General features: G+C 41.6%; 21 protein-coding genes. 9 read left to right on the plus strand and 12 right to left on the minus strand.

What is annotated here, in order from left to right; translation table 11 throughout:
• Positions 1-236: 236 nt before the first annotated feature.
• Genes ACZ5NL_RS01030 through ACZ5NL_RS01040 form a run of 3 tightly spaced genes read right to left on the minus strand, consistent with a single transcriptional unit; the run spans position 237 to position 1,871 of the window.
• The gene (locus ACZ5NL_RS01030; protein ID WP_464842500.1) at positions 237-443 is read right to left on the minus strand and encodes a hypothetical protein; all 207 of its coding nucleotides are present in this window, start codon (positions 441-443) and stop codon (positions 237-239) included.
• 4 nt (positions 444-447) lie between these two features.
• Entirely contained in the window at positions 448-1,146 is a 699-nt protein-coding gene (locus ACZ5NL_RS01035) for a PrsW family intramembrane metalloprotease (protein ID WP_464842501.1), read from the minus strand.
• A gap of 47 nt (positions 1,147-1,193) precedes the next feature.
• Positions 1,194-1,871 (minus strand): metallophosphoesterase, encoded by a 678-nt coding sequence (locus tag ACZ5NL_RS01040; RefSeq protein ID WP_464842502.1) that lies wholly within the window; start codon positions 1,869-1,871, stop codon positions 1,194-1,196.
• A gap of 98 nt (positions 1,872-1,969) precedes the next feature.
• On the opposite strand from ACZ5NL_RS01040, the gene ACZ5NL_RS01045 reads away from it, so the two are divergent.
• Positions 1,970-2,248, plus strand: a complete 279-nt coding sequence (locus tag ACZ5NL_RS01045) for a hypothetical protein (RefSeq protein WP_464842503.1) — start codon at positions 1,970-1,972, stop codon at positions 2,246-2,248.
• On the opposite strand, the gene ACZ5NL_RS01050 is transcribed toward ACZ5NL_RS01045, so the two are convergent.
• Complete coding sequence (locus ACZ5NL_RS01050; protein WP_464842504.1) at positions 2,245-2,913, minus strand: HAD family hydrolase; 669 nt, start codon at positions 2,911-2,913, stop codon at positions 2,245-2,247. The two genes, ACZ5NL_RS01045 and ACZ5NL_RS01050, sit on opposite strands and share 4 nt — an antisense overlap.
• A 127-nt stretch (positions 2,914-3,040) precedes the next feature.
• Here ACZ5NL_RS01050 and gcvPA point away from each other — a divergent pair, with 127 nt between their 5' ends.
• From gcvPA to ACZ5NL_RS01065, 3 genes are all read left to right on the plus strand, one after another.
• Positions 3,041-4,396, plus strand: a complete 1,356-nt coding sequence (gene gcvPA, locus ACZ5NL_RS01055; protein ID WP_464842505.1) for an aminomethyl-transferring glycine dehydrogenase subunit GcvPA — start codon at positions 3,041-3,043, stop codon at positions 4,394-4,396.
• A gap of 10 nt (positions 4,397-4,406) precedes the next feature.
• The gene (gene gcvPB / locus ACZ5NL_RS01060; RefSeq protein WP_464842506.1) at positions 4,407-5,906 is read left to right on the plus strand and encodes an aminomethyl-transferring glycine dehydrogenase subunit GcvPB; all 1,500 of its coding nucleotides are present in this window, start codon (positions 4,407-4,409) and stop codon (positions 5,904-5,906) included.
• Between the two features lie 69 nt (positions 5,907-5,975).
• Positions 5,976-7,343 (plus strand): TldD/PmbA family protein, encoded by a 1,368-nt coding sequence (locus tag ACZ5NL_RS01065; protein WP_464842507.1) that lies wholly within the window; start codon positions 5,976-5,978, stop codon positions 7,341-7,343.
• Here the strand turns inward: ACZ5NL_RS01065 and ACZ5NL_RS01070 are convergent.
• Positions 7,323-7,904, minus strand: a complete 582-nt coding sequence (locus ACZ5NL_RS01070; RefSeq protein WP_464842508.1) for a hypothetical protein — start codon at positions 7,902-7,904, stop codon at positions 7,323-7,325. The two genes, ACZ5NL_RS01065 and ACZ5NL_RS01070, sit on opposite strands and share 21 nt — an antisense overlap.
• 85 nt (positions 7,905-7,989) lie before the next feature.
• On the opposite strand from ACZ5NL_RS01070, the gene ACZ5NL_RS01075 reads away from it, so the two are divergent.
• Entirely contained in the window at positions 7,990-9,291 is a 1,302-nt protein-coding gene (locus tag ACZ5NL_RS01075; RefSeq protein ID WP_464842509.1) for a TldD/PmbA family protein, read from the plus strand.
• Positions 9,292-9,335: 44 nt separating this feature from the next.
• Entirely contained in the window at positions 9,336-9,689 is a 354-nt protein-coding gene (locus ACZ5NL_RS01080) for a DUF7132 family protein (RefSeq protein WP_464842510.1), read from the plus strand.
• Here the strand turns inward: ACZ5NL_RS01080 and ACZ5NL_RS01085 are convergent.
• From ACZ5NL_RS01085 to ACZ5NL_RS01105, 5 genes are all read right to left on the minus strand, one after another.
• A complete protein-coding gene (locus ACZ5NL_RS01085; protein ID WP_464842511.1) occupies positions 9,682-10,431 on the minus strand; it encodes a class I SAM-dependent methyltransferase in 750 nt (249 codons plus the stop codon). The two genes, ACZ5NL_RS01080 and ACZ5NL_RS01085, sit on opposite strands and share 8 nt — an antisense overlap.
• Before the next feature lie 166 nt (positions 10,432-10,597).
• Positions 10,598-12,028, minus strand: coding sequence for an NADPH-dependent glutamate synthase (gene gltA / locus ACZ5NL_RS01090; protein ID WP_464842512.1), 1,431 nt, complete (start codon positions 12,026-12,028; stop codon positions 10,598-10,600).
• Positions 12,025-12,894 (minus strand): sulfide/dihydroorotate dehydrogenase-like FAD/NAD-binding protein, encoded by an 870-nt coding sequence (locus ACZ5NL_RS01095; protein ID WP_464842513.1) that lies wholly within the window; start codon positions 12,892-12,894, stop codon positions 12,025-12,027. Before ACZ5NL_RS01095 ends, gltA begins: the two co-directional genes overlap by 4 nt.
• 162 nt (positions 12,895-13,056) lie before the next feature.
• Entirely contained in the window at positions 13,057-13,818 is a 762-nt protein-coding gene (locus ACZ5NL_RS01100) for a tRNA (adenine-N1)-methyltransferase (protein WP_464843510.1), read from the minus strand.
• A 13-nt stretch (positions 13,819-13,831) separates the two neighbouring features.
• Complete coding sequence (locus ACZ5NL_RS01105; protein ID WP_464842514.1) at positions 13,832-14,449, minus strand: DUF257 family protein; 618 nt, start codon at positions 14,447-14,449, stop codon at positions 13,832-13,834.
• Positions 14,450-14,504: 55 nt separating this feature from the next.
• Here ACZ5NL_RS01105 and ACZ5NL_RS01110 point away from each other — a divergent pair, with 55 nt between their 5' ends.
• Positions 14,505-14,813: a signal recognition particle protein Srp19 gene (locus tag ACZ5NL_RS01110; RefSeq protein ID WP_464842515.1), complete on the plus strand. Its 309-nt coding sequence runs from the start codon at positions 14,505-14,507 to the stop codon at positions 14,811-14,813.
• 2 nt (positions 14,814-14,815) lie between these two features.
• On the opposite strand, the gene ACZ5NL_RS01115 is transcribed toward ACZ5NL_RS01110, so the two are convergent.
• Positions 14,816-15,055 carry an Lrp/AsnC family transcriptional regulator gene (locus ACZ5NL_RS01115; protein ID WP_087037882.1) on the minus strand — a complete coding sequence of 80 codons (240 nt, stop codon included), beginning with the start codon at positions 15,053-15,055 and terminating at the stop codon, positions 14,816-14,818.
• Between the two features lie 194 nt (positions 15,056-15,249).
• Between ACZ5NL_RS01115 and ACZ5NL_RS01120 the strand changes: the two genes are divergently transcribed.
• Entirely contained in the window at positions 15,250-17,424 is a 2,175-nt protein-coding gene (locus ACZ5NL_RS01120; protein ID WP_464842516.1) for an ATP-dependent DNA helicase, read from the plus strand.
• A 41-nt stretch (positions 17,425-17,465) separates the two neighbouring features.
• Complete coding sequence (locus tag ACZ5NL_RS01125) at positions 17,466-18,038, plus strand: dephospho-CoA kinase (RefSeq protein ID WP_464842517.1); 573 nt, start codon at positions 17,466-17,468, stop codon at positions 18,036-18,038.
• On the opposite strand, the gene ACZ5NL_RS01130 is transcribed toward ACZ5NL_RS01125, so the two are convergent.
• A complete protein-coding gene (locus ACZ5NL_RS01130) occupies positions 18,028-21,522 on the minus strand; it encodes a DNA polymerase domain-containing protein (protein ID WP_464842518.1) in 3,495 nt (1,164 codons plus the stop codon). The genes ACZ5NL_RS01125 and ACZ5NL_RS01130 overlap by 11 nt on opposite strands.
• Positions 21,523-21,567 lie beyond the last annotated feature (45 nt).

Raw genomic sequence — 21,567 nt, forward strand, 5'->3', positions numbered from 1 at the left:
GCACATATAAAGTTTTCTAGATCGATTATATTCGTTAGAGAGAACTATAAACCAACATAACTTGCAAAAAAGCAATCATGTTGCACTTTTATCATAGGACATGTAAAAAGCACAGGACGCAGGGAAGAAATTCATGAATGTATTTTCATAAATCATAGGTGCTCAAGAATTGTCATTATTTCAGAAAAATCTTCAAATAAAATAAAAATTTTCGAAAATTATTAGAAACACAACCGCTAGAGAGAGTTAAACTTTTGAAGGAATATCCTCAAATCTGTTTTAAAAGGCTCTTGTGAGTTCCTTATTTCCTCTTCCAAAGATTTTACGAAGGAAATCTCGTCTTGGGCCCTTGAACTTATTTCTTCAACTTTTCTCTTTAGCTCTTCGTAGTATTCGATGTACGGCCTCGCTTCAAAGAGAGCTCGCTCTATTTTTTCCTTCATATTTTCACCTCCTAACGAACCAGTACCACCATGCTCTTTCAAGATCTTCCCTTTGTCCAAGCATTATGAAATACCTAACAAGGGCTATGTTGATAAAAATCAGCAGTATAGTGAAGATGTAATACGAGGGAATTGCAAGGCTTAAGAATGCAAAATAGTCCCATAGAAAGTGGAGCAGTATAGCGAGGGCAAAATAACTTGAGATGCTTTGAACTTTCCCCTCTGCCTTCAGCCCGTATCCAACGCCAACTATTGCGCTCCAAGTAGCATGGGCAAAAGGTGTTAAGAAAGCCCTCACTATGGTAGTACCAACCCCAAAGCCAATCCCGTATAAGAAATTCTCAGTGGCTGCAAACCCCAGTCCCGCTGCAACACCATAAACTACACCATCCATTATCCCATCCATTTGCCCTGCCTTAAATGGAAGCCTAATGGCTAGAGCTTTTGCCGGTTCTTCCACGAGGCCAGCCACAAGTGCCATGTAAAATGCGGTTGCTGGTAAGATGGCATATCCGAACTCCCCTTGTACTAAAAAGGCCTCCAAGATCATTGCAACACCAACAGAGAGAGTACCTCCTAAGATGAACGTTGCTATAACATAGCGTTTGGGCTCGGGTTCATACTTATCCTCGTGGTAGAAATACCAGAGCAGAGCAAGAGCTGGGGCATAGGCGAAGAATATTATGGCACTCAGTACATCCATATCATCACCAGAAAAAAGTTTGGTTCTTTTGATTTTAATCCTTGCGGTCAAATTCTTTGGAGTGCCCTAATTAGATCTCCAAGCTTCCCAAAGTCCAGAAGTTCTTTGTCTAAGGGGACAAAAACCTTAAGGTTGAAAAGACTGGCATCTTTAAGGAAGGGGGACACGATTTCCCTGAGGATGTCATTTCCATATGCCCATGGAGAAAAAGCTGGGAGCACTATCAGAGTTTCACCCACCAAAAATATTGGAACTTTTATTAGTGCTCCAACCTCATCCCTGAGCCTTATTGCAGGGTGCTCATGTCCTATTATAAACCTCTCCCCCTCAACAAGCTTATGGCCGTGTACTATCTTCCACCCTCCAACTTCAAGTTCATCAACAACCTCCACACCAAGTTCTCTAATCCAGCCTATTCCTACATCGTGGTTGCCTCTTACAACAACCACTTCCTCCACAAGAGGGAGCGTACGCTCAAAGAATGCCCTGAGCTCGAGTTTTTCCCGCTTGAGGGGAATGAATGAATGCTTGAGGTCGCCGTTTATTATTAATCTTTTTGGACGTTCTTCTTTGAGAAGGGCAACAACAGAGTCAACCATCTGTCTAAAGGCTTTTGGGAGATAAACACCTTCCTTTGCCATGCTCTCTTCATATCCAATGTGCAGATCCGCTATTATGATTGAATTTTTAATTTTAATAGCCTTCTGGGGAAGGAGCTCATGCATGGTTGGGATTATTCTTCGGCATTTTTAAACATATTGAATTTTGTTAGGCTAACCGAAAAATATTTAAATTTGGATTAAGAGCTAAAGCTGGTGATATCATGGCCTATATAGGATTTGCAAAGACAGATTTAGCTCCTTACGAGACGTATAAGAGAATATTGGAAGAACTGGAGAAAAGGGGCTTTAAGATAAAGTTTTCCAAGCACCATTGGGCAGGGGACATGCCCTTTGGTCTTGTTATAGTGGAGAGTGACAAAGGAAATATAGCAGTAAGATGGGCGCTTGGAAAAGCTTTTGAGCTCAGAATTGAAGATGTGAGCGATGAAGATCTTAATGAATTCATTGAGGATACACTTGAGTATATAAGCGGTGATTAACTTCTCTCGCTTTTTATCCTCTCTATTACATCAAAAATGCTCCAGAGATCTTGAATAACGTGAAGGTGCGGGATCCGGTCTAAGATTTCTCTGGTGACGTATTTTGCCGTCGGAGGAAAATAGTACCAAACGTACTCCGTGTTCTCGTCTCCCCGCCCTATAAACCGCCACGGCTTGTCGTCCACCCATACAAAAATTTCGTTTCCATATCTTTCCCTGACAAGCTGAAAGGCTTCGCAGAGCGTCATGTCCGTCCCAAAAATTATCACATCATCAAAAAGTTCATGAAAACCGCTCATTTTCAACCTGTACTCTTTCATTCCGTCTAAAAAATCCTCTGCAGAAAAGGATATCACAATATGACCTTCTTCTTTAAGCTTTTTCAGGAGTTCTTTCGAATCGTCAATTGGCTTTGAGAGTTTTGCCCTCTCTTCAAACCATGTGCGGGCGAATTTGGTCTTGAAAAATCTTGGTTGTTTTATTTTGCCCCTGTGTTTTCCAAACTTTGGCCGTTCAAAGTAAAGCTCCACCATAGTGAGAATTTTAGCAAATAACCCTTTGAAAGGAAGCCAGGGAAAATGTTTTTTTAACGCCCTTCTAAAGGCTTCCTGTATAACGGAGTAGCTATCCACAAGCGTTCCATCAAAGTCGAAAGCTATTATCATTATTAAATCCCCCTTGTTATTCTGCCACTAGCTCAATGAATGCTATCCCCTTTAAGTTTTGCCCTCCACAAAGCATATATTTCAGTGGAACAAAATATTCAGATGATAATTTCAAAGGGTGAGGAACATGGGTAAACACTACATCCCAAACTCGGCACACAAAGAGGAAATGCTTAGAGAAATTGGCTTCAAGACCATTGAAGATCTCTTCTCGGATGTTCCAAAAGGATTTGTCAAGGAGTTTAACCTTCCAGAAGGCAAGAGCGAATATGAAGTCTTCCTCGAGATGAACGAGATTCTCAACAAAAACAAGACTGTCCTTGAGATGCCAACTTTTCTTGGTGCTGGAGCTTATTTCCACTACGTACCAGCTCATGTAAAGTATCTCATAGAGAGAAGTGAATTCATAACCTCCTATACCCCCTACCAAGCGGAAATAAGCCAGGGAATGCTGCAGGCGCTTTTTGAGTACCAGAGCTTGATCGGAGAGCTTGTAGGGCTGGAGATTGTAAATGCCTCGATGTATGACTGGGGAACTGCACTTGGCGAAGCCGCTAGAATGGCAGCTAGAGTTAATAAAAAGACCAAGTTTGTAGTTCCAAAACATCTCCATCCGGAAAGAAACAAAGTTCTCAAGACCTTTGTAGAAGGAGCGGATATAGAGATAGAATACGTAAAATGGAATGAAAAGGGACAGATCGATCTTGAGGATCTGAAGGAGAAGGTAAAAGACGCCGCCGGAGTCTATGTTGAGCTCCCCAACTTCTTTGGAATAATCGAAGAACAGGTAAAAGAAATTGGAGAGATCGCTCATGAAAACGGCGCTCTATTTGTAGTGGGCGTAGATCCGACAATCCTAGGAATAGTAGAAGCTCCCGGTAACTTAGGGGCCGACATTGTGGTAGGTGAAGCATCATTTCTTGGAAGCGCACTAAACTTCGGAGGTCCAAGGGCAGGAATATTCGCCACTAAAAATGAAAGAGCCCTCATAAGACAGATGCCAGGGAGAATTATTGGAATGACAAGAGATGCAGAAGGCAAAAGGGCTTTTGTGATGACACTTCAGACAAGAGAACAACATATAAGGAGGGCAAAGGCAACATCGAACATATGTTCAAACGAAGCCCTCGTGGCTGTTGCAGCTGCAATCCACTTAGCTTCCCTTGGGCCAAAGGGGCTGCAGAGGCTCGGAGAAATAATCCTGAAGAACACGGCGTATTTCAAGAAGAGATTAAGCGAGGTCGCCGAAATACCGTTCGATGCAATTAACTTCAAGGATGTTCCAGCTACATTTGAGATTCCTTACTCAGTTATTCATGAGAGGCTGCTTGAGAAAGGAATACACGGCGGTTTCTATCTAAAACCACACTTCCCAGAGCTCGGCGAGAGTGCTTTATTGGCAGTAACTGAAACAACTAGGAGAGAGTGGATAGAGATGCTAATAGAGAATGTTAGAGAGATAATAAACGAGGCGGAGCTGTGAGGTGGTAAAAATGTTCAGGCAAGCTAAATGGGATGAACCTTTAATTTTCGAACTTTCAAAGCCCGGAAGAGTCGGGTTTACCCTTCCAGAACCTATTGAAGACGTTGACGTCCAAATTCCAGAGGATTTAAAGAGAAAAAGCCTTGAACTTCCAGAGCTGAGTGAACCGGAGATAGTCAAGCACTATACAAGACTAAGCGAAATGAACTATGGCGTTGATTCTGGCATATACCCCCTAGGCTCTTGTACGATGAAATATAACCCCAAGATAAACGAGGAATTTGCCAACCATCCTAAAGTTGCTTTCATCCATCCTTACCAAGATGAAAGAACTGTTCAAGGTGCCCTGCAGATAATGTGGGAGCTTGAGCAGTGGCTTAAAGAGATTACTGGGATGGATCGCTTTACATTACAACCCGCAGCTGGAGCTAATGGTGAATTCACCGGAGTTATGATAATAAGGGCATACCACCTCGATAGGGGAGAAACACAGAGAAATGAGATAATAGTTCCCGATTCAGCCCACGGTACAAATCCAGCTTCCGCAGCAATGGCCGGCTTTAAGGTTATAGAGATACCCTCAAATGAGCAGGGAATGGTTGACTTGGAGGCTTTAGAAAATGCGGTAAGCGAAAGAACGGCAGGAATAATGCTCACAAATCCCAACACTTTGGGAATTTTCGAGGAGGACATTCTGGAGATAGCAAAAATAGTTCACAAAGCCGGAGGATTGCTCTACTATGATGGTGCAAACTTAAACGGAATTCTTGGCAAGATAAGACCCGGAGACATGGGCTTTGACGTTGTTCACATAAACCTTCACAAGACGTTCTCAACGCCTCACGGAGGTGGCGGCCCCGGAGCAGGACCTGTAGGTGTAAAAGAGCACCTCGTAGAGTATCTGCCAGTACCATTAGTAGAATTCGACGGAGAGAGGTACTATCTAAACTACGACCTACCAAAGAGCATTGGGAAAGTTAAGGAATTTTATGGAAACTTCACAGTACTTGTTAGGGCACTCACATACCTTAAAATGATGGGAAGAGAAGGGCTTAGGGAAGTTGCTGAAGTTGCCGTGCTGAATGCCAACTACCTCACGCAAAAATTAAAGGGTACACGGGGATACGAGCTACCCCATAAAGAACTTAGGAAGCACGAAGTGGTATTTTCAGCAGAGCCCATGAGGAAAGAGACAGGTGTAAAAGCTTTAGACGTTGCTAAGAGATTGCTCGACTTTGGACTGCACGCCCCGACAATTTACTTCCCACTTATAGTGCATGAGGCATTGATGATCGAGCCAACAGAAACGGTCAGCAAGGAAGAGCTTGACGCTTACGTTGAAGCACTCAAGAAGATCAGCGAAGAAGCATACACTAATCCAGAGATAGTCAAGAGTGCTCCACACAACACGGCAGTTAGGAGAGTGGATGATGTCCTTGCAGCTAAAAAGCCAATCATAACATGGAGAATGTACAAAGAGCTTAAGGAAAGGGGAGAAGTTGACTACTGACCTTTCTTTTTTCTTCTCCTTTTCCAAAAACAATATAAACCCTGGTCGGTTCCCTTATCTGGGGGTTCTATGGAAGTTGAAGGACTGATCAAAAAAGCCGAGAAGCTAAGTCAAAAGTACGAGATCCCTTATTATGAGGTTAGGATAGCCAAAATAAGCGCAACCCATATTGAAATACAAAATTCCCACTTTGAAGATATCTCTTCAAATATGGAGATTGGGATTGGTGTTAGAGCTTTTGACGGCTCCTGGGGCTTCTCGTCAGCAAATGACATTAGAAGGGCTGAAAAGGCCATTGAAACTGCAATGAAAATTGCAAAAACCACAAAAGGCAATTCAAAAATTTACATTGGAGACCCAATTAAGGATGATGCAAAAATAAGGGTTAAAAAGCCATTTTCTGATGTGGATTTGGAAGAGAAAATAGCCCTTCTAAAAGAGCTGGATTCCCTGCTGATGGAAAAAGACCTGCCCAACAGAAGGATAGCCTACGGAGATGGGATAAAGGAGCAGTTTTATTTTAACTCCATTGGGAGTGAGATCAGAACAGTAGTTCCTAAAATCCGCTTGAGCTTTTCTGTTACTGCAAAAAAAGGCAACGACATGCAAACGTATTGGAAAGTTTTTGGAGGCACAGTAGGATGGGAAACGATAGAAAAGGTTGATCTTGAATATTGGGCTTCTTTTGTGAAGAACAAAGCTAGAGAACTTTTAAACGCATCTCTACCCCCCTCAGGAGAGTTTGATGTGATAATTGATCCCGAACTTGCTGGAGTTTTCATCCATGAAGCCCTTGGGCATGCAGCAGAGGGGGATGCCGTTAAAAACGGGGAAAGCATACTGGAAGGAAAGCTCGGGAAGGAGATAGCCGTTGAGGAGCTTACTGTTGTCGATGATCCAACCTTAAAAGGAAAGTTCGGCTCTTATCTTTACGACGATGAAGGGATTAAAGCAAAGAGAGTAGAAATCATAAAAGATGGAATCTTAAGGGAATACCTCCTCGACAGAGAAACTGCAGCCTTCTTTGGGCTTGAGCCTAATGGTCATGGGAGAGCACAGAGCTACAACTACCAGCCCCTCGTGAGAATGAGCAACACATATATAGAGCCCAGAGACTGGAGCTTTGAGGAAATGCTTGAAGAGGTTAAAAACGGATTGTATCTCATAGGGGACAAAGGTGGACAAGTGGATATAGCGAACGGCACCTTTATGTTCGGAGCGAAGGAGGGGTATGTAATCGAGAACGGGGAGATAAAGACACCTATAAGAGACGTCGCGCTTTCAGGTAAAATTATAGACGTTCTTAAGAACATAAGGGCAATCGGGAGAGATCTTAAAATTGAATTCCCCGGATACTGTGGAAAGGGGCAGTGGGTATCTGTTGACGACGGGGGACCGCATGTCTTAACTAAGGCCCTAGTGGGAGGTCTCCTCTGATCCCCAGATTTTTACTTCAATTCTGCTCCAGCTCTTCCATCCACCTTCTCCAAACGCCACTATGTAAATATAGTAGTTCTGTCCAACGTGGGTGTTTTTAGCACTGATTTCCACCTCAAAGGTTGCATTTTTTCCCGGGAAGATAAAAGCCTCCCTTGGAGCTATCTCAACGCTTATATTCTTTACCTCCCTTAGTGTTCCTTCTAAATAATGCCAGCTTTCGACTTCGTTTGCACTTCCCAAAAAGGCTTTTAATTCAGCTTTTCCCCCATAGTAGCAGACTATGTTGTTTATTTTATATCTCTTAGCGAAAATTACTCCTTTAATTGTTATTGTGGAGTTGGGAGGCATTAGGAATGAGGGATTTTCCTCTAATATTTGGCCATCCAGTGACTTAAAAATGACGTTCTTTACATTGAACTCTCCATATCCGGGATGAGTAAGGGGGCATGAGGTTAAAGATTCTGAAGAAGAACTTTGAGAGGATGTATTAGCTCCTAGACACCCGCTCAGGATAACAATAAGGGCTACAATTAATGGAAGGGCTCTCAATTTCCTCACCTGAGATAATTTTCTTGAAGGGATATATATATCTTTTCACCAAAAATCTTTAATCTTTTCTGGCTTATGAAGGGCGGGTGAGAAGATGATAGATGAGCTGGTTAAAATCCTAAACCGCGAGAACATTGAGTGGGAGATTTACTGGGAGATTGGTAGAGGAAGTTCATTTAAAATCGAAAAGTGTGAGCTTGAGAGAGCCCAAAGAAAGTATCACTCCGGGATTGGCCTTAGAGTTGGATACAATGGAAAGCAGGGTTTTTCTTATATAACCGGGTTAAACCACTCAAAAGAAGAGCTTGAAAAGTTTGTTAAAAAAACTATAAAACTTGCAAAGGTCGGAGAGGTAAAGTTCTACGGATTCCCCGAAAAAAAGCCGACTACAAAAGTTAATGGAATTTATGATAAGCGAATAGCAGAGCTAGAGTTTGAAGAAGCTTTAGATTTGGGAAAGGAAATAGCCCAAAGGGAGCGTGAGCTAAGAGAGAAATACGGAAAAAGCTATACTTTTTCAGGAAGATTGGCCTTTGGCGTGGCAAAAGATGGTATAGTGAACTCAAACGGGATCGAGATGGAAGAAGAGGGAACAGCAATGAGCTTTAGCGTTTACATCGTTAGAAAAGATGGAAAAGTTGGAAGTGGAGACTACTACAAGGCATCAAGAACTATGATGAACTTCGAAAGAGAGCTGGATATAGGACTCGAAAAAGCCCTGCAAGAGACCGAGCTGAGTTACAATGCGAAGCCTCTGGATTCTTTTGAGGGAGAAATAGCTTTGGAACCCCACTCAGTTGCATCTGTCCTTGGGCTGTTTCTTTCAAACCTGAGAGGAGACAGTGTATACCACAAAAGGAGCAGATTTAGAGAAGTGGGAGAAATTGTGGCAAGTGAGTCCTTTACCCTTGTCGATGATGCCACCTTGGAGGGCAAAATAGCAAGTTATTCCTTCGACGGTGAAGGAAATCCCTCTCAAAGGACGGTCTTGGTTGAAAAAGGCATATTGAAAAACTTCCTCCTAGATGAAACCTATGCGAGGCTTTTGAAAATGCAAAGCACAGGAAATGCTGTGAGGGACTTTAGGACTCCTCCCCATATAGGGACAAGTAACATAATTGTAGGAGGAAAAGAGGAAAATCTTGAGGATTTTGAAGGGGTCATAATAAGGAAGGTCTTTGGCGAGCACACGGCAAATCCAATAAGCGGAGACTTTTCATTAACAGTGGGGCTCGGTTATATTGCTAAAAACGGCGAACTCATCCCCTTTAAGGATAACATGCTCGTGGGGAATGTTTTTGAATTTATGAACTCCATAACCGCTGTGGGAAAGAAAAAGGAAGAACTTGGAGCTTTCATATCTCCCAGAGTGCTCAGTATGGGAAAGCTTGTCTAGAGAAAGGTTTAAGTTATTCTACCCCTATTTTATTTGGTGGTAGAATGAGGGTTCTGGAAGAAAAACCGGTGAAGGTTAAGATAGTTAGAACCAAAAGAGGAGCTCTTCTCCACATGATAGAGGTCTCCAAAAACCACTTTTTCCTTGAGCAAAATCCGCTTAAGGATTCAAAGTACGGGGTAGCTTACAGAAAAATAAAGAATAAATTCCCTGAATTCTACATGTTCTGGGAAATCAGAAACAACCGATATACGGGCAGGCTTCTAGTCGGTTCCTTCCTTGAAAAAGACGAAATAGATGAATTCATCACGTTAGTAGCTCAGACAGATGAGTTCAAGAGATTTGAGCATATACTTGAAGAAATCGAGGAGGAAGAAGATGGGGAGAAGACTACTTAGGTGGTTTTCTTCCTACTACAATAACATAACCGGTATAGGGATTTTCAAATATCTTCATTGACTCCCAAGCATTCTTCAAACCCCTTAGCCCTTCTTTTCTAAGTATTCTTAAGAATATCTTCAGCTCTCCCCAAAGACCAACCTCTTCCCTCATTTTTTTCATCCACTCAGGGATTAAATGGGACTTATCGATCACAACAACATCTACAAGACCAGCTTTCTCAAAAAGTTTTTTCCATCCATCGATGGTTTCTGGTTCTTCCCCTTCAATCTCCTTAAGTTTTAGCTTCAGCGTTTCAGGTGCATCTTCTCTCCAGGCAACATCGTGTATTCCCACATAGCCATTTGGCTTAACTACCCGAACCATTTCCTTTAATGCAACCTCCTTGTTAAGAAGACAGAGCGTGCACTCTGAAATAACAACATCAAAAGTATTATCTAGAAAAGGCAATTTGTGAGCATCACCCAAGATAAAAGTGGTCTTTGTTTCCACTCCTCTCATTTTTGCTTTCCTCTTTGCTTTCTCTATCATTAAAGGAGAAGCGTCAATTCCCACAACCTCACAACTAAAGGTTGCTGCTAAAAAACAGGCAGTTTCGCCGGTACCGCATGCCACATCCAAAACTTTGGATTTTTCGTTAATGCCGCAGAGTTCTGCTAGCTCCCTCGTAATTTCCAATCCGCCAGGATGGAGGATCTCAATTCCCAAATCCTCTTCCTCTAAAATTTCTTCCAAGCTCATAGTCCATCGAAAACAGTAAGGCACAAGGGTTTATACGTTTAGCGGCTCAGCACTTGACCATCATCACAGTTCAGATACCCTAGAGGTCTTCATCGCCTATCTAAATTTAGAAAACGCCTTATAAACATTATTCGATAGTTCGAGAAATTAAAATAAAGAGGGGATATCAGGTGTTCTTTCGTTTTTCTTCCAAATATTGCTTAATTCCCTTTGCGGCTTTTCTTCCATCGCCCATTGCCAGGATAACAGTTGCCTCTCCCCTTATAGCATCCCCACCAGCAAAGACTCCAGGAATGTTGGTCATTAGGTTCTCATCAACCTTTATTACCCCATATTCATCCGCTTCTATCTGGGGAAGTGTCATCCTAAGGAGTTTGCTTGTTGTTTTGCCTATTGCTATCACAACCGTGTCTGCCTCAAGAATCACGGTTTCTCCAGTAGGCACAATTTTTCTCTTTCCTCTTGCGTCTCTTTCTTCAAGGGCTTTCATTTTCATGAACTTCACTGCCTTTACTCTTCCGTTTTCGTCGCCAATGAACTCAATTGGATTGAGGAAGAACTCAAACCTAACTCCCTCTTCTTTGGCATGCGCAACTTCCTCAACTCTTGCTGTAACATCTTCTTCTCCTCTTCTATATGCTATTGTGACCTCTGCTCCAAGCCTTCTTGCAGTCCTTGCAGCGTCCATTGCAGTGTTGCCAGCTCCAATGACTATAACCTTCTTACCCACCTTGATAGGAGTGTCATATTCCGGGAATGCATAAGCTTTCATAAGATTGACTCTTGTTAAGAACTCATTCGCTGAATAGATACCGTTTAAGTTAATCCCAGGAATATCTGGAAGTTTGGGGGTTCCAGCACCAGTTCCTATAAAAATAGCATCATACTCTTCAAGAAGTTCATCGAATGTTACAGTCCTTCCCACAATGTAGTCAGTTTTTATCTCAACGCCAAGCTTTTTGAGCTTTTCAAGCTCCTTTTCTATGGTATCATTTGGCAGTCTAAACTCAGGGATTCCGTAAACAAGAACTCCTCCGGGCTTGTGGAGGGCCTCAAATATTGTAACTTGATAGCCCTCTTTGGCCAATTCTGCGGCACATGTTAATCCAGCTGGCCCGGCCCCAATAACAGCAATTTTCTCCTTCTTCTTTTCAATTTTTGGGATAATTTCCTGAAGCAGCTTCTCGTCTATACCCTTTTCTCTTGCATAATCTGCCACAAAGCGCTCAAGCTTTCCAATGTTTATGGGCTCTCCAACTTTACCCATGACACAAGGGGCTTCACACTGGTCTTCTTGGGGACAAACTCTGCCAGTAATCGCAGGCAAAGTGTTGCACGCCCAGATAACTTCTAATGCCTCTTTAACGGCTTTTTCTGGATTATCCTTGTTCTCACGGAGCTTTCTTATGAAACCGGGAATGTCTATGTGAACAGGACATCCCTGAGTACAGGGTGCAGGATTACACTGAAGACATCTCTCCGCTTCTTTAACGGCAAGCTCAAATGTATAACCCAAATTAACTTCCATAAAACCTTTAAGTCTCTCTTCCACGGGTCTTTCTGGAGTGGGAACTCTTTCCTTGATAAGGGCCATCATTGAACACCCCCTTGCTGGAGTTTAGCGAGATAATCTTCCAGAGCCTTTCTTTCCAAGTCAGTATAGAACCCGGACCTAGCAATAAGCTCGTCCCAGTTTACCTTATAAGCATCAAAGCTTGGACCATCCACACATGCAAATTTAACTTCTCCTCCGACGGTAACTCTACACGCACCACACATCCCAGTCCCATCAACCATTATGGGATGAAGGTCAACTTCCATGGGAATTCCATATTCTTTAACCACTTCGAAAATAGCCTTCTGCCCTCCTGCCGGTCCGACCATAAAGACCAAATCTGGCTTCTCCTTTTCAATGAGCTCCCTTACCTTTGCTTGCCCCCTTGTGACAAGTTCTTTGAATATTTCGGGCATTCCCATACCCTCTTTAAGTGGGAAGCTTTCTATTACATGTTTTGAGACTGCATTTTCTAACTCTTCTTTAAGGAGAACCATTGGTTCTGGGGCTATATGAAGGGTTATCACTTCGTTCCCAATTTCCTGCCACGCTTTAGCTATTGGGTAAACTTCCACTATCCCGGTCATCATTCCTATTGCCAAAATCTTTCCAAATTTTTCCATTGGAGCTGGATTGCCTAATGGACCGGCTATATTCAGTATTTTATCCCCTTCTTTTAGTTCTACGTTCATTCTAAGGGTAGTCTTCCCCCTTATGAAAACCACTAGTATTATCCACCCTTCTTCGGAATCCCACATCACGGGAGTTAGAGGAATCCTTTCTCCGTTCTCGAATGCTCTGACTACAACAAATTGACCCGGTTGAACCTTCTTAGCTATATGCGGGGCGTGAATTTTATACAAAACATTTTTAGCGGCAATTTCTTTCTTCTCCAGTATCTCGTACATAATGAACACCTCCGTACATGAGTTCAGATTTGATCATCTACTTTTGTTCAAAACTCAAGGTATTTATAAAATTATTGTAAACCAAAGGTTATGCTAGGCACATAAGAAAATAATGGATAAGATAAAAAACTCACAAAGAAACCGATAGAGACAAAGAAGAAATTATTTCTTCCTAACAAAAGTTATGTAACCTGTATGTGCCAGCATGGTTGTTCTTGGCCTTATGCACTCCTCTTTAACTTCCTGCTCCCTCACCAAACACTCGATTGTCCTAGGCCTCGTAAAGTGAGCTTTATGCTCTCTTAACTTCTTGTACAGTCTGTCAACCTGATTTATACAAGGAGTGTATGCAACAAAAAATCCTCCCGGCTTTAGAGCTTTTATTGCATGTTCCACAACGTTCTCCGGCTGTGGAAGATCTAAGATGACGTGATCCACATTTTCCTCATCAATACCCTCATAGATGTTCTTTAGCTTTATCTTAACTCTATCCGCAAAGCCTGCCCACTCAATGTTTCTCCATGCGAGCTTTGCGAAATCCTCCCTCACTTCATAACCAATTATTTTTCCCTGAGGACCAACAATATTGGCCAAAAAAAGCGTTAATGCACCGCTCCCTACCCCTGCTTCCACTATAACATCTCCCGGAGAGATCCCTGCAAATGCTACTATCTGGGCAGCATCTTTTGGATGAATTATCTGGGGTCCTCTTTTCATCTTGTCAATATAATCAACTATTCTTGGCTTGAGAACTCTAAACTGGTACCCCTTATGGGATTCCACAAAAGTCCCGAACTCCCTCCTCAAAAGTTCGCTTAAATCTATTTTGCCCAAGTCTGTATGAAATTCCCCTTCTTTTACTGTTATAAGATACCTCTTTCCTCTAGGGTCAAGCAACACAACTTTATCTCCCTGTTTTATCATTTTAACCACCGAACTACTCCTCTATTTCAAGCTTGTAGAGATTTCCTTCTTTTCGAATCTTTATTGATTTGCTTGCAAGCTCCCTTAAAACAGCAATTTGCTGTTTATCTAATATATCATTATTCACAAAATAAATAGAAGTCCAGTCTTCAAACGGGAGCGTGCTTCTTGTAAACAAAATTGCTCTAAGTGCCTTATCCCCACCGAAGTAAATATACTGAGATATGTCAAGGGTTATTGAATACTCAACTTTTGTTGAAGGAGAAGAGAGCTTCATTAGAGCATTATAATAATTCCTCATAAACTCGGAGATCTCATATGTAACAGGCATTTCTTCAACTGCGGAGGCGTAGCTTGTTCTACCGGGCCCTATCCTTATTGCCTTTATCTTCTTTGTGGACTCCATTAACACTTTATATTTTTCGGGAGAGCTTTTCCTTAGATAATCCCTAAATAACAGATCACCCACACCAAAAAAGTCATCTATTAAGATCTCACGATTGGAAAGAGAGGGTATAAGCTCTCCCCATATCAGATTTTCGAGGGGATACAACGAGGGATATTCTACGAGAATGAAATCACCCGGTGTAGAGTGCGTTTTTAAAAACTCGGTAAGTGAATCAACTTCCATGTTCTCACCAAAGAATTTTTAATGCCAAAGCTTTTAAACTTTTTAGGTGTTCAAAATGAGCAAGTTCGTAATATGGACAAACGAAATAGACTCTAGGATTCCACGGAAGTACGGCAGAGAAGTTCCGAAAAATCTTGCAGTGGAAAAGCCCAATATAGATGAGATAATAGACGCAGCTAAAGCTCTGGGAATTACGATTATAGAAGTCAATAAAGAGGCTCTAAATCCAAGGCTTGCAGGACTAGATGATGAACTACGAGTTAAAGGCAGGATTATTGTAGAAAGCAAGCACGGAAAATCAAAAACTCTAAAGCTAATAGCTCAAAAGGTTAGAGAATTTAGAAAAGCACGCAGGAAAAAATAACTTTACTCCTCTGTTTCTACAACTATTGCAGTTGTCGTGTCAATTACTCCGTCTATGTTGTGTATGTCGTGCAGGATTTTTCTTGTGAGCTCTCCTAAATCGGCAGCCTCAAGTTCGACTATTGCATCATATGGTCCAGTGACAGCATCGGCCTTTAAAACTCCTGGAATTGCTTTTATCTCTTCTATTACCTTCTCAACCTTCCCGATTTCAATTGTTAACAAAATGTATGCCCTAACCATTTACATCACCAGATTTTGTTGTCAGTCTTTTTAGAGATGTTCTATAATTTAAGGTTTTCGCATTTATTTTCAATACATCTGACAAAAATTATTTCGTTATCATGAGATAAACGAACTATAACACCCCAATCCTCATGAGGCTTAATATTTCAAAAAGCTATATAAACGCTTTTCTTTTATTTGGGCTGATAGGTATGAAGGTAGAGGAACTTAAATCACTGGGAGTGGATGAGAGAATTATAAGGCTGATACTCGAGAGAGGTATAGAAGAGCTGTATCCCCCTCAAGCAGAGGCATTAAAAACTAAGGTGCTTAGCGGAGGTAACTTGATTTTAGCCATCCCTACTGCCTCTGGAAAGACCCTTGTTGCGGAAATAGTGATGATAAACAAGATTCTCCGTGAGGGAGGAAAGGCAGTATATCTTGTCCCCTTAAAAGCACTTGCCGAGGAGAAATACAAGGAATTCAAGTTCTGGGAAAAGTTAGGGATCAAGATAGCAGTGACAACTGGAGATTATGACAGTGCAGAGGAGTGGCTTGGAAAATACGACATTATCATAGCAACATCAGAAAAATTTGACTCTCTGCTTCGCCATAAGTCCCCATGGATAAAAGATGTCAAGCTTATAGTTGCCGATGAAATTCATCTTCTCGGCTCATACGACAGAGGAGCTACCCTAGAAATGATTCTCTCCCATTTAATGAATAAGGCTCAAATTTTAGGATTAAGTGCAACCATTGGAAATGCCAAAGAGCTTGCAGAGTGGTTAAACGCAGAGTTAATAGTAAGTGAATGGCGCCCTGTAAGCCTAAAAAGAGGTGTTTTTCACCATGGGCAACTTTTCTGGGAAGATGGGGGTATTGAAAAATTTCCAAGTCAATGGGATTCCCTCGTTATTGACGCTTTAAAAAAAGATAAACAAGTGCTTGTCTTTGTCAACACCCGAAGAAGTGCCGAAAAAGAAGCCCTTCTATTAGGGGGGAAAGTCCAGAGATTTTTAAGCAAGCCCGAAGAGAGAAGACTGAGGCAAATAGCGGATGAACTTGAGAGCACTCCAACCAACGAGAAACTCAAAGAAGCCCTAAAGAAAGGGGTAGCCTTTCACCATGCAGGCCTAGGGAGAGAAGAGCGCTCCATTGTAGAAGAAACATTTAGAGAAGGTCTTATAAAAGTAATCACAGCTACTCCAACCCTTTCCGCTGGCGTAAACCTGCCGGCATATCGCGTTATAATTAGGGACACAAAGCGTTATTCCAACTTCGGATGGAGTGATATTCCTGTTTTGGAGATACAGCAAATGATGGGAAGGGCGGGAAGACCTAAATACGACAAAGAGGGACAAGCAATAATAATTGCAAAAACTGAAAAACCAGAAGACCTGATGAAAAGATACATCTTCGGCAAGCCAGAAAATCTCTTTTCAATGCTCTCAAATGAAGCATCATTTAGAAGTCAGATTCTTGCCTTAATAACCAATTTCGGAGTTAAGAACTTTAGAGGGCTCATAGAATTCCTAGAAAAAACCTTCTACTACCACCAGCGGAAGAACCTTGAAGCCCTTGAAGGAAAGGCTAAGGATATAGTCTACTTCCTGCTTGAAAATGAGTTCATTGACATTGACCTAAACGATCAGTTTATGCCCCTTCCCTTCGGAATAAGAACTTCTCAGCTATATCTTGATCCATTAACGGCTAAAAAGTTCAAAGATGCTTTTGAGAAGCTTGAGACAAATCCAAACCCGCTGGGTATTTTTCATCTTTTAGCTTCCACCCCGGACATGACATCTTTAAGGATAAGACGCAAAGAACAGGAAGATATTCTTGACTATGCATATGAAATGGAAAATTATTTTTATCATAGCATTCCCTACTGGGAGGACTACAAATTTGAAAAGTTCCTTGGGGAGGTAAAAACAGCAAAACTCCTCCTTGACTGGATTAACGAAGTTCCTGAGGCAAGAATCTTGGAAACTTATGACATAGACACGGGAGATCTCTACAGAATACTGGAACTGGCAGATTGGCTTATGTATTCCCTAATTGAATTATACAAGCTTTCCAGTCCTAAAAAAGAGATTCTGGATTTCTTAAAGCAACTCCACTTAAGAGTCAAATATGGAGTGAGAGAGGAGCTACTTGAACTCACAAGCCTCCCGATGATAGGCAGAAAGAGAGCAAGAGCCCTTTACAATGCGGGCTTTAAGAGCGTAGAAGACATCGTAAAAGCAAAGCCCAGCGAACTTCTAAAGGTGGAGGGAATCGGAGTCGGGATCTTGGAGAGGATATATCAGCACTTTGGGGTGGAACTCCCAAAGGTTAAAATGAAGAAAAAAGCAAGAAAAGGAACGCTGGATGAGTTTTTTAAATGAGCAACCTTTTTAAATCAATTAGCGTTAGGTGGGTGTGGGCAATGATAATCTGTATAGTGGGAATGCCTGGTTCTGGAAAAGGCCAGATAGTGAAAATTTTTGGGAAGTATGGAGTGCCCCACGTTTCTATGGGAGATATCGTAAGGGAGGAAGCTGACAAAAGAGGAATTCCGAGAACTCCAGAAGGAATGAACAATGTGAGCATCCAGTTGAGACAGGAACTTGGGGATAATGCTGTGGCAAAGCTAACGATTCCAAAGGTAAAGGAGCTCTTAAAGAGTCACAGGGCAGTTATAATCGATGGGGTAAGGTCTTTAGATGAGATTCAGACATTTAAAGATGCATTTCCAAATGAAAAGATAATCATAATAGCTGTACATTCCTCGCCGAAAAAAAGGTTTGAAAGACTAAGCAGAAGAGGAAGAAGCGACGATCCAAAAACATGGAGGGAGTTTGAGGCTAGAGACTGGAAAGAGCTCAAGTTTGGAATTGGAAATGTTATTGCCCTAGCAGACTACTTAATAGTTAATGAAAATCACATATCAGAATACAAAAGAGAGATAGAGAGACTTGCAGAGGAACTTGGCTTAAAAGATAAGAGGGCTACCTCTTGAGCCATGCATCCAGACCGGTTTGTTTTGAGCTTTGGTATCTTAAGTCCTCCTTTCTGTATCCAAATGCCTCGAGAATTCTAAGTACCGCTGGCAAAACTTGGTTTTCTATGTAGTAGTCCGGATCGTACTTGTGTTTTCTAGGATCGTATTCTGTAAGCAAAATTACTCTATCGCTTATTTTTCCGCTCCCTTTGAGAACAATATAGCTTATTATCGTACCCGGTTTCACTTTTATTCCTTTTGCAGCGAGTCTTTTTGCTATTGCTACATGGGGACCAATGGCTTTGTAATCCTTTAAATCCCTGGTAATCTGCTCGTGGATAACAAGTTTTTCGAGGGGAACCCTATATTTTGCTATTCTTTCTACAACATCTTTCACAATCTCAACGGCTTTTTCAACACTTCCCTCTTTAAGTATAGCTTCCAAAACCTTCGCCTGCGTCTCTTTGGCTATCTCACTCCAGTCCCTCCTTACTACTTCCAAGCCCCTTGTTGTTATCCTGCCCTCTTCATCTATGACTGCGTAGCGCTTTTTTGTGACAAAAAATCCTCTCAAGTAAAAACCTTCATACTCAAGCTCAAGCAGGCCTGGAAGTTTAGAATTTATGTAGTTTAAGAATTCCATGGCTTTCTTTTTAATAATTTCAGGTTGTTCTCCAGGTATTGTTGCATAAAAGCCGTCTGTATTGTGTACTAGGACGTTGTTTGCAAAGAACCTATGGGTATCTTTGACCTCAATGTCATAAACATAACCCTCGTATGGTATCTCTTCTACTTTTTTCACATATACAAGGTCAAAGTCAAAATCCAAGGTATTTCTTTTTACCGTCGTTGATTTTAGATATTCTAAAAGTTTCTTCTGCTTTTTCTCGATTAGAAAGCCTACCCTTTCTGCAAAACGCCGCTTATTCTTGATCCTTAGATGCTTCGAGTAGGTTCCAGTGGAAACATCATTGTAGCGATTTGGATTAGTTTCGGCAAATATTGAATTAGAAACTCCAACAATCCACAGAAGCTTCCTTACTTCCTTTAGAAAGTCAGCATCAACGTTTGTTAACCTAATCTCTGGAATTCCCTTCCTGATGGTTAGAGTACCATCGGCTGAAAATAGTCCCCGGAGAAATGCCTCTATGTAAGTAACCGGAAGCTCATACATGAACTCTGGAACTTTTCGCCTTCCTTTTTCGTCCTTAAAGTGCTTTTCCATGAATCTCACAAGGTTCTTTGCCAATATGTTGAAGTCTCCCTTCTCGTTTTTAGGATAATAGTTTGAGATTACCCCGAAAGTTTTTAGGGGTTCTAAAAGTTTTTGCTTTATCTCTTCTGCATCTTTGCCTGTTGAAAGTTCAAGGTAATACTCTGCCCAGTTAGAATTTCCACCCCAGTTTCCCTCCCCTACAATCAATCCTACGAGCTCCCAGAATTTTACCCCTACTTCGTTAGTTTTGGTATTCTCATTCTTTAGCGGTGCATTTGGGCATATGAGAGATTTTACTGTTTTGCCCAATTCGACTGGCTTTACTTCCTTTAGCCTTTCTCCGATTTTTTTTGCAGTTCTCTTTTTTGATGTGTTTAGATAACCTATGAGAGAATGATCCTCGGTAACATCTATATACCAGCTGTTGGTCAGCCAGATGCGGAACATTCTTTTGTTTGCTCTGTGCCTCATCACGTAGGGAACGGGCTTCCAGACAAGCTTTCCATCATCGTCCAAGGTTAGTGCTTCAACACCTTCAAGAATGCAGTATTCTTTTTCGCCAATACTGTAGTCCACCTTAAAGAAAAGATCTTTTATTTTCACAAATCTAACCTTTCCGTTTTGCCTTATTATGATCTCGCTTTCTCCTGAGACACTGTCTGCGTAAAGTACTTTAAAACCAAACTTCTCCTCTATTTCTCTTATCGTCATTTCTATATAATGCCTCCCCCATGCGGTAACGCTTTCAGCACATTCCTTCGAGTACCATCTTGCCTTTGGATATCCCATATAGCCGTAATAACTATTTGCAAGCAATTTGACAGCCCTTTGTCTATAATCAAGCATTTTCTTCTCTATTGGATCAATTGTAGCTTTCATTTTCTTTTTTATTTCTTGCCTCATGGTGATTAAGTCCCCAAGTATCGATGGGATAAAGCCCGGAAAGTCCTTGCAGAATCTGTATCCTACTATCGGAGCAACATCGTAATTCCTGCAGCCCTCTTTTTCAAGGGTATCTGGAGATACGTTGTGGGTAACTATTATTGAAGGATACAGGCTACGGAAATCTAAATAAATGATATTTTCCCATAAACCCTTTTCTGGCTCTTTTACATACCCTCCTAGGTAAGTTGTTCTTAAACGCCTCTTGTATTCTTCATCACTGGGTTTGTTTGGTGCGAGTTCATTCCTTGCGTATGCCACTCTTAGCAGATACCACTCCACGAGATTGCCGGTGCTTGAGCGAGAAACATCCCAAACACTTTGTCCTATAAGCTTTGCCAGCTCGGCTTCCATGGGGAAAAACTCTTTTCCGAGCTCATATGTTGCCCTAGCATCTTCCAGCGAGTACTGAGCCAGTTTTTTCATGCTTTCTTCTGTTTCCCAGATAGCGGCAATTTCCTCTGCCCCTAATTTGCTTTTGGTTTTTCCTAAGACTGCTTCATAAACCGCCTCAAGCGTATATGTCGGAAGGTTTATTGTCCTTCGCACAACTGGGAAAAGATCAAAGTGTATTCTGCCTTTGATTTCCACAGCAAAGCTGTCCCCCATCCTCTGGATCTTGGGCTCAGGATGTTCTTTGTCCCTTCCCAAGAGAAGACGAACTCCAAGCTTTTCTGCCCGTTTTATAAGATATGGCAAATCAAAATTGTCTCCATTGTAAGTTATTATCACATCCGGGTCTTTTTCTTTAACAACTTGAACAAAACGCTTTATCATTTCTCTTTCATTGGATACAACGTCAACATACGGTAAATCGATGTTCTTCCACGTAATTACCCTAGCTTCTTCTTCATCAGCATAACTAATCATTATTATTTCGCCCTTTCCAAACTCATCTCCCTCATGATAAAACGTTTCAATATCAAAGGCAAAGAGCTTAAGCTCTTCGTCTCCTTCCATAGGAATCAAGCCCTTATCTATAAGATAACGCTTGGCAAATGGTATGTCATATTCATAAATGTCAACCACAGCCGGGTGCTCCCTTATCTTACCTCTCATAGCTGGAACATCTTGGGGATGCTCGAATATAAGCTTCCAGACTTCGACTTCCCTCCCCAAAAATTTTTTCTTGACTTTAACTGCATCTAGCACTCTCACGGTTTTTCCATGTCTCTCACCCCTTATTGCCTTTATTTCATCAATAGCGGAGTCGTCCTTGAGAAGAGCATAGATATAGGGCTGGAAGTGGGGATCAAGCTCTATTTTAAATTCCCCGTTCTCTTTCTTAAAAATCCGAATTATGGGCTTGCCATCTCTTGTTATGTAATCAGTGTCCAGTATCATAAATACCACCAGATATAAACTGGAATTCAAATTAAATAAAAGTTC

It is taken from the genome of Thermococcus aegaeus, assembly GCF_055393685.1.

Bases quoted from the DNA above. Each gene is read 5' to 3' on its own strand.
- ACZ5NL_RS01040 (WP_464842502.1), bottom strand. From the start codon at position 1,871: ATGCATGAGCTCCTTCCCCAGAAGGCTATTAAAATTAAAAATTCAATC.
- gcvPB (WP_464842506.1), top strand. From the start codon at position 4,407: ATGTTCAGGCAAGCTAAATGGGATGAACCTTTAATTTTCGAACTTTCA.
- ACZ5NL_RS01035 (WP_464842501.1), bottom strand. From the start codon at position 1,146: ATGGATGTACTGAGTGCCATAATATTCTTCGCCTATGCCCCAGCTCTT.
- ACZ5NL_RS01030 (WP_464842500.1), bottom strand. From the start codon at position 443: ATGAAGGAAAAAATAGAGCGAGCTCTCTTTGAAGCGAGGCCGTACATC.
- ACZ5NL_RS01050 (WP_464842504.1), bottom strand. From the start codon at position 2,913: ATGATAATAGCTTTCGACTTTGATGGAACGCTTGTGGATAGCTACTCC.
- ACZ5NL_RS01095 (WP_464842513.1), bottom strand. From the start codon at position 12,894: ATGTACGAGATACTGGAGAAGAAAGAAATTGCCGCTAAAAATGTTTTG.
- ACZ5NL_RS01085 (WP_464842511.1), bottom strand. From the start codon at position 10,431: ATGAGCTTGGAAGAAATTTTAGAGGAAGAGGATTTGGGAATTGAGATC.
- ACZ5NL_RS01065 (WP_464842507.1), top strand. From the start codon at position 5,976: ATGGAAGTTGAAGGACTGATCAAAAAAGCCGAGAAGCTAAGTCAAAAG.
- ACZ5NL_RS01125 (WP_464842517.1), top strand. From the start codon at position 17,466: ATGATAATCTGTATAGTGGGAATGCCTGGTTCTGGAAAAGGCCAGATA.
- ACZ5NL_RS01120 (WP_464842516.1), top strand. From the start codon at position 15,250: ATGAAGGTAGAGGAACTTAAATCACTGGGAGTGGATGAGAGAATTATA.
- ACZ5NL_RS01105 (WP_464842514.1), bottom strand. From the start codon at position 14,449: ATGGAAGTTGATTCACTTACCGAGTTTTTAAAAACGCACTCTACACCG.
- ACZ5NL_RS01130 (WP_464842518.1), bottom strand. From the start codon at position 21,522: ATGATACTGGACACTGATTACATAACAAGAGATGGCAAGCCCATAATT.
- ACZ5NL_RS01075 (WP_464842509.1), top strand. From the start codon at position 7,990: ATGATAGATGAGCTGGTTAAAATCCTAAACCGCGAGAACATTGAGTGG.
- ACZ5NL_RS01045 (WP_464842503.1), top strand. From the start codon at position 1,970: ATGGCCTATATAGGATTTGCAAAGACAGATTTAGCTCCTTACGAGACG.
- gltA (WP_464842512.1), bottom strand. From the start codon at position 12,028: ATGATGGCCCTTATCAAGGAAAGAGTTCCCACTCCAGAAAGACCCGTG.
- ACZ5NL_RS01100 (WP_464843510.1), bottom strand. From the start codon at position 13,818: ATGATAAAACAGGGAGATAAAGTTGTGTTGCTTGACCCTAGAGGAAAG.
- ACZ5NL_RS01115 (WP_087037882.1), bottom strand. From the start codon at position 15,055: ATGGTTAGGGCATACATTTTGTTAACAATTGAAATCGGGAAGGTTGAG.
- gcvPA (WP_464842505.1), top strand. From the start codon at position 3,041: ATGGGTAAACACTACATCCCAAACTCGGCACACAAAGAGGAAATGCTT.
- ACZ5NL_RS01080 (WP_464842510.1), top strand. From the start codon at position 9,336: ATGAGGGTTCTGGAAGAAAAACCGGTGAAGGTTAAGATAGTTAGAACC.
- ACZ5NL_RS01110 (WP_464842515.1), top strand. From the start codon at position 14,505: ATGAGCAAGTTCGTAATATGGACAAACGAAATAGACTCTAGGATTCCA.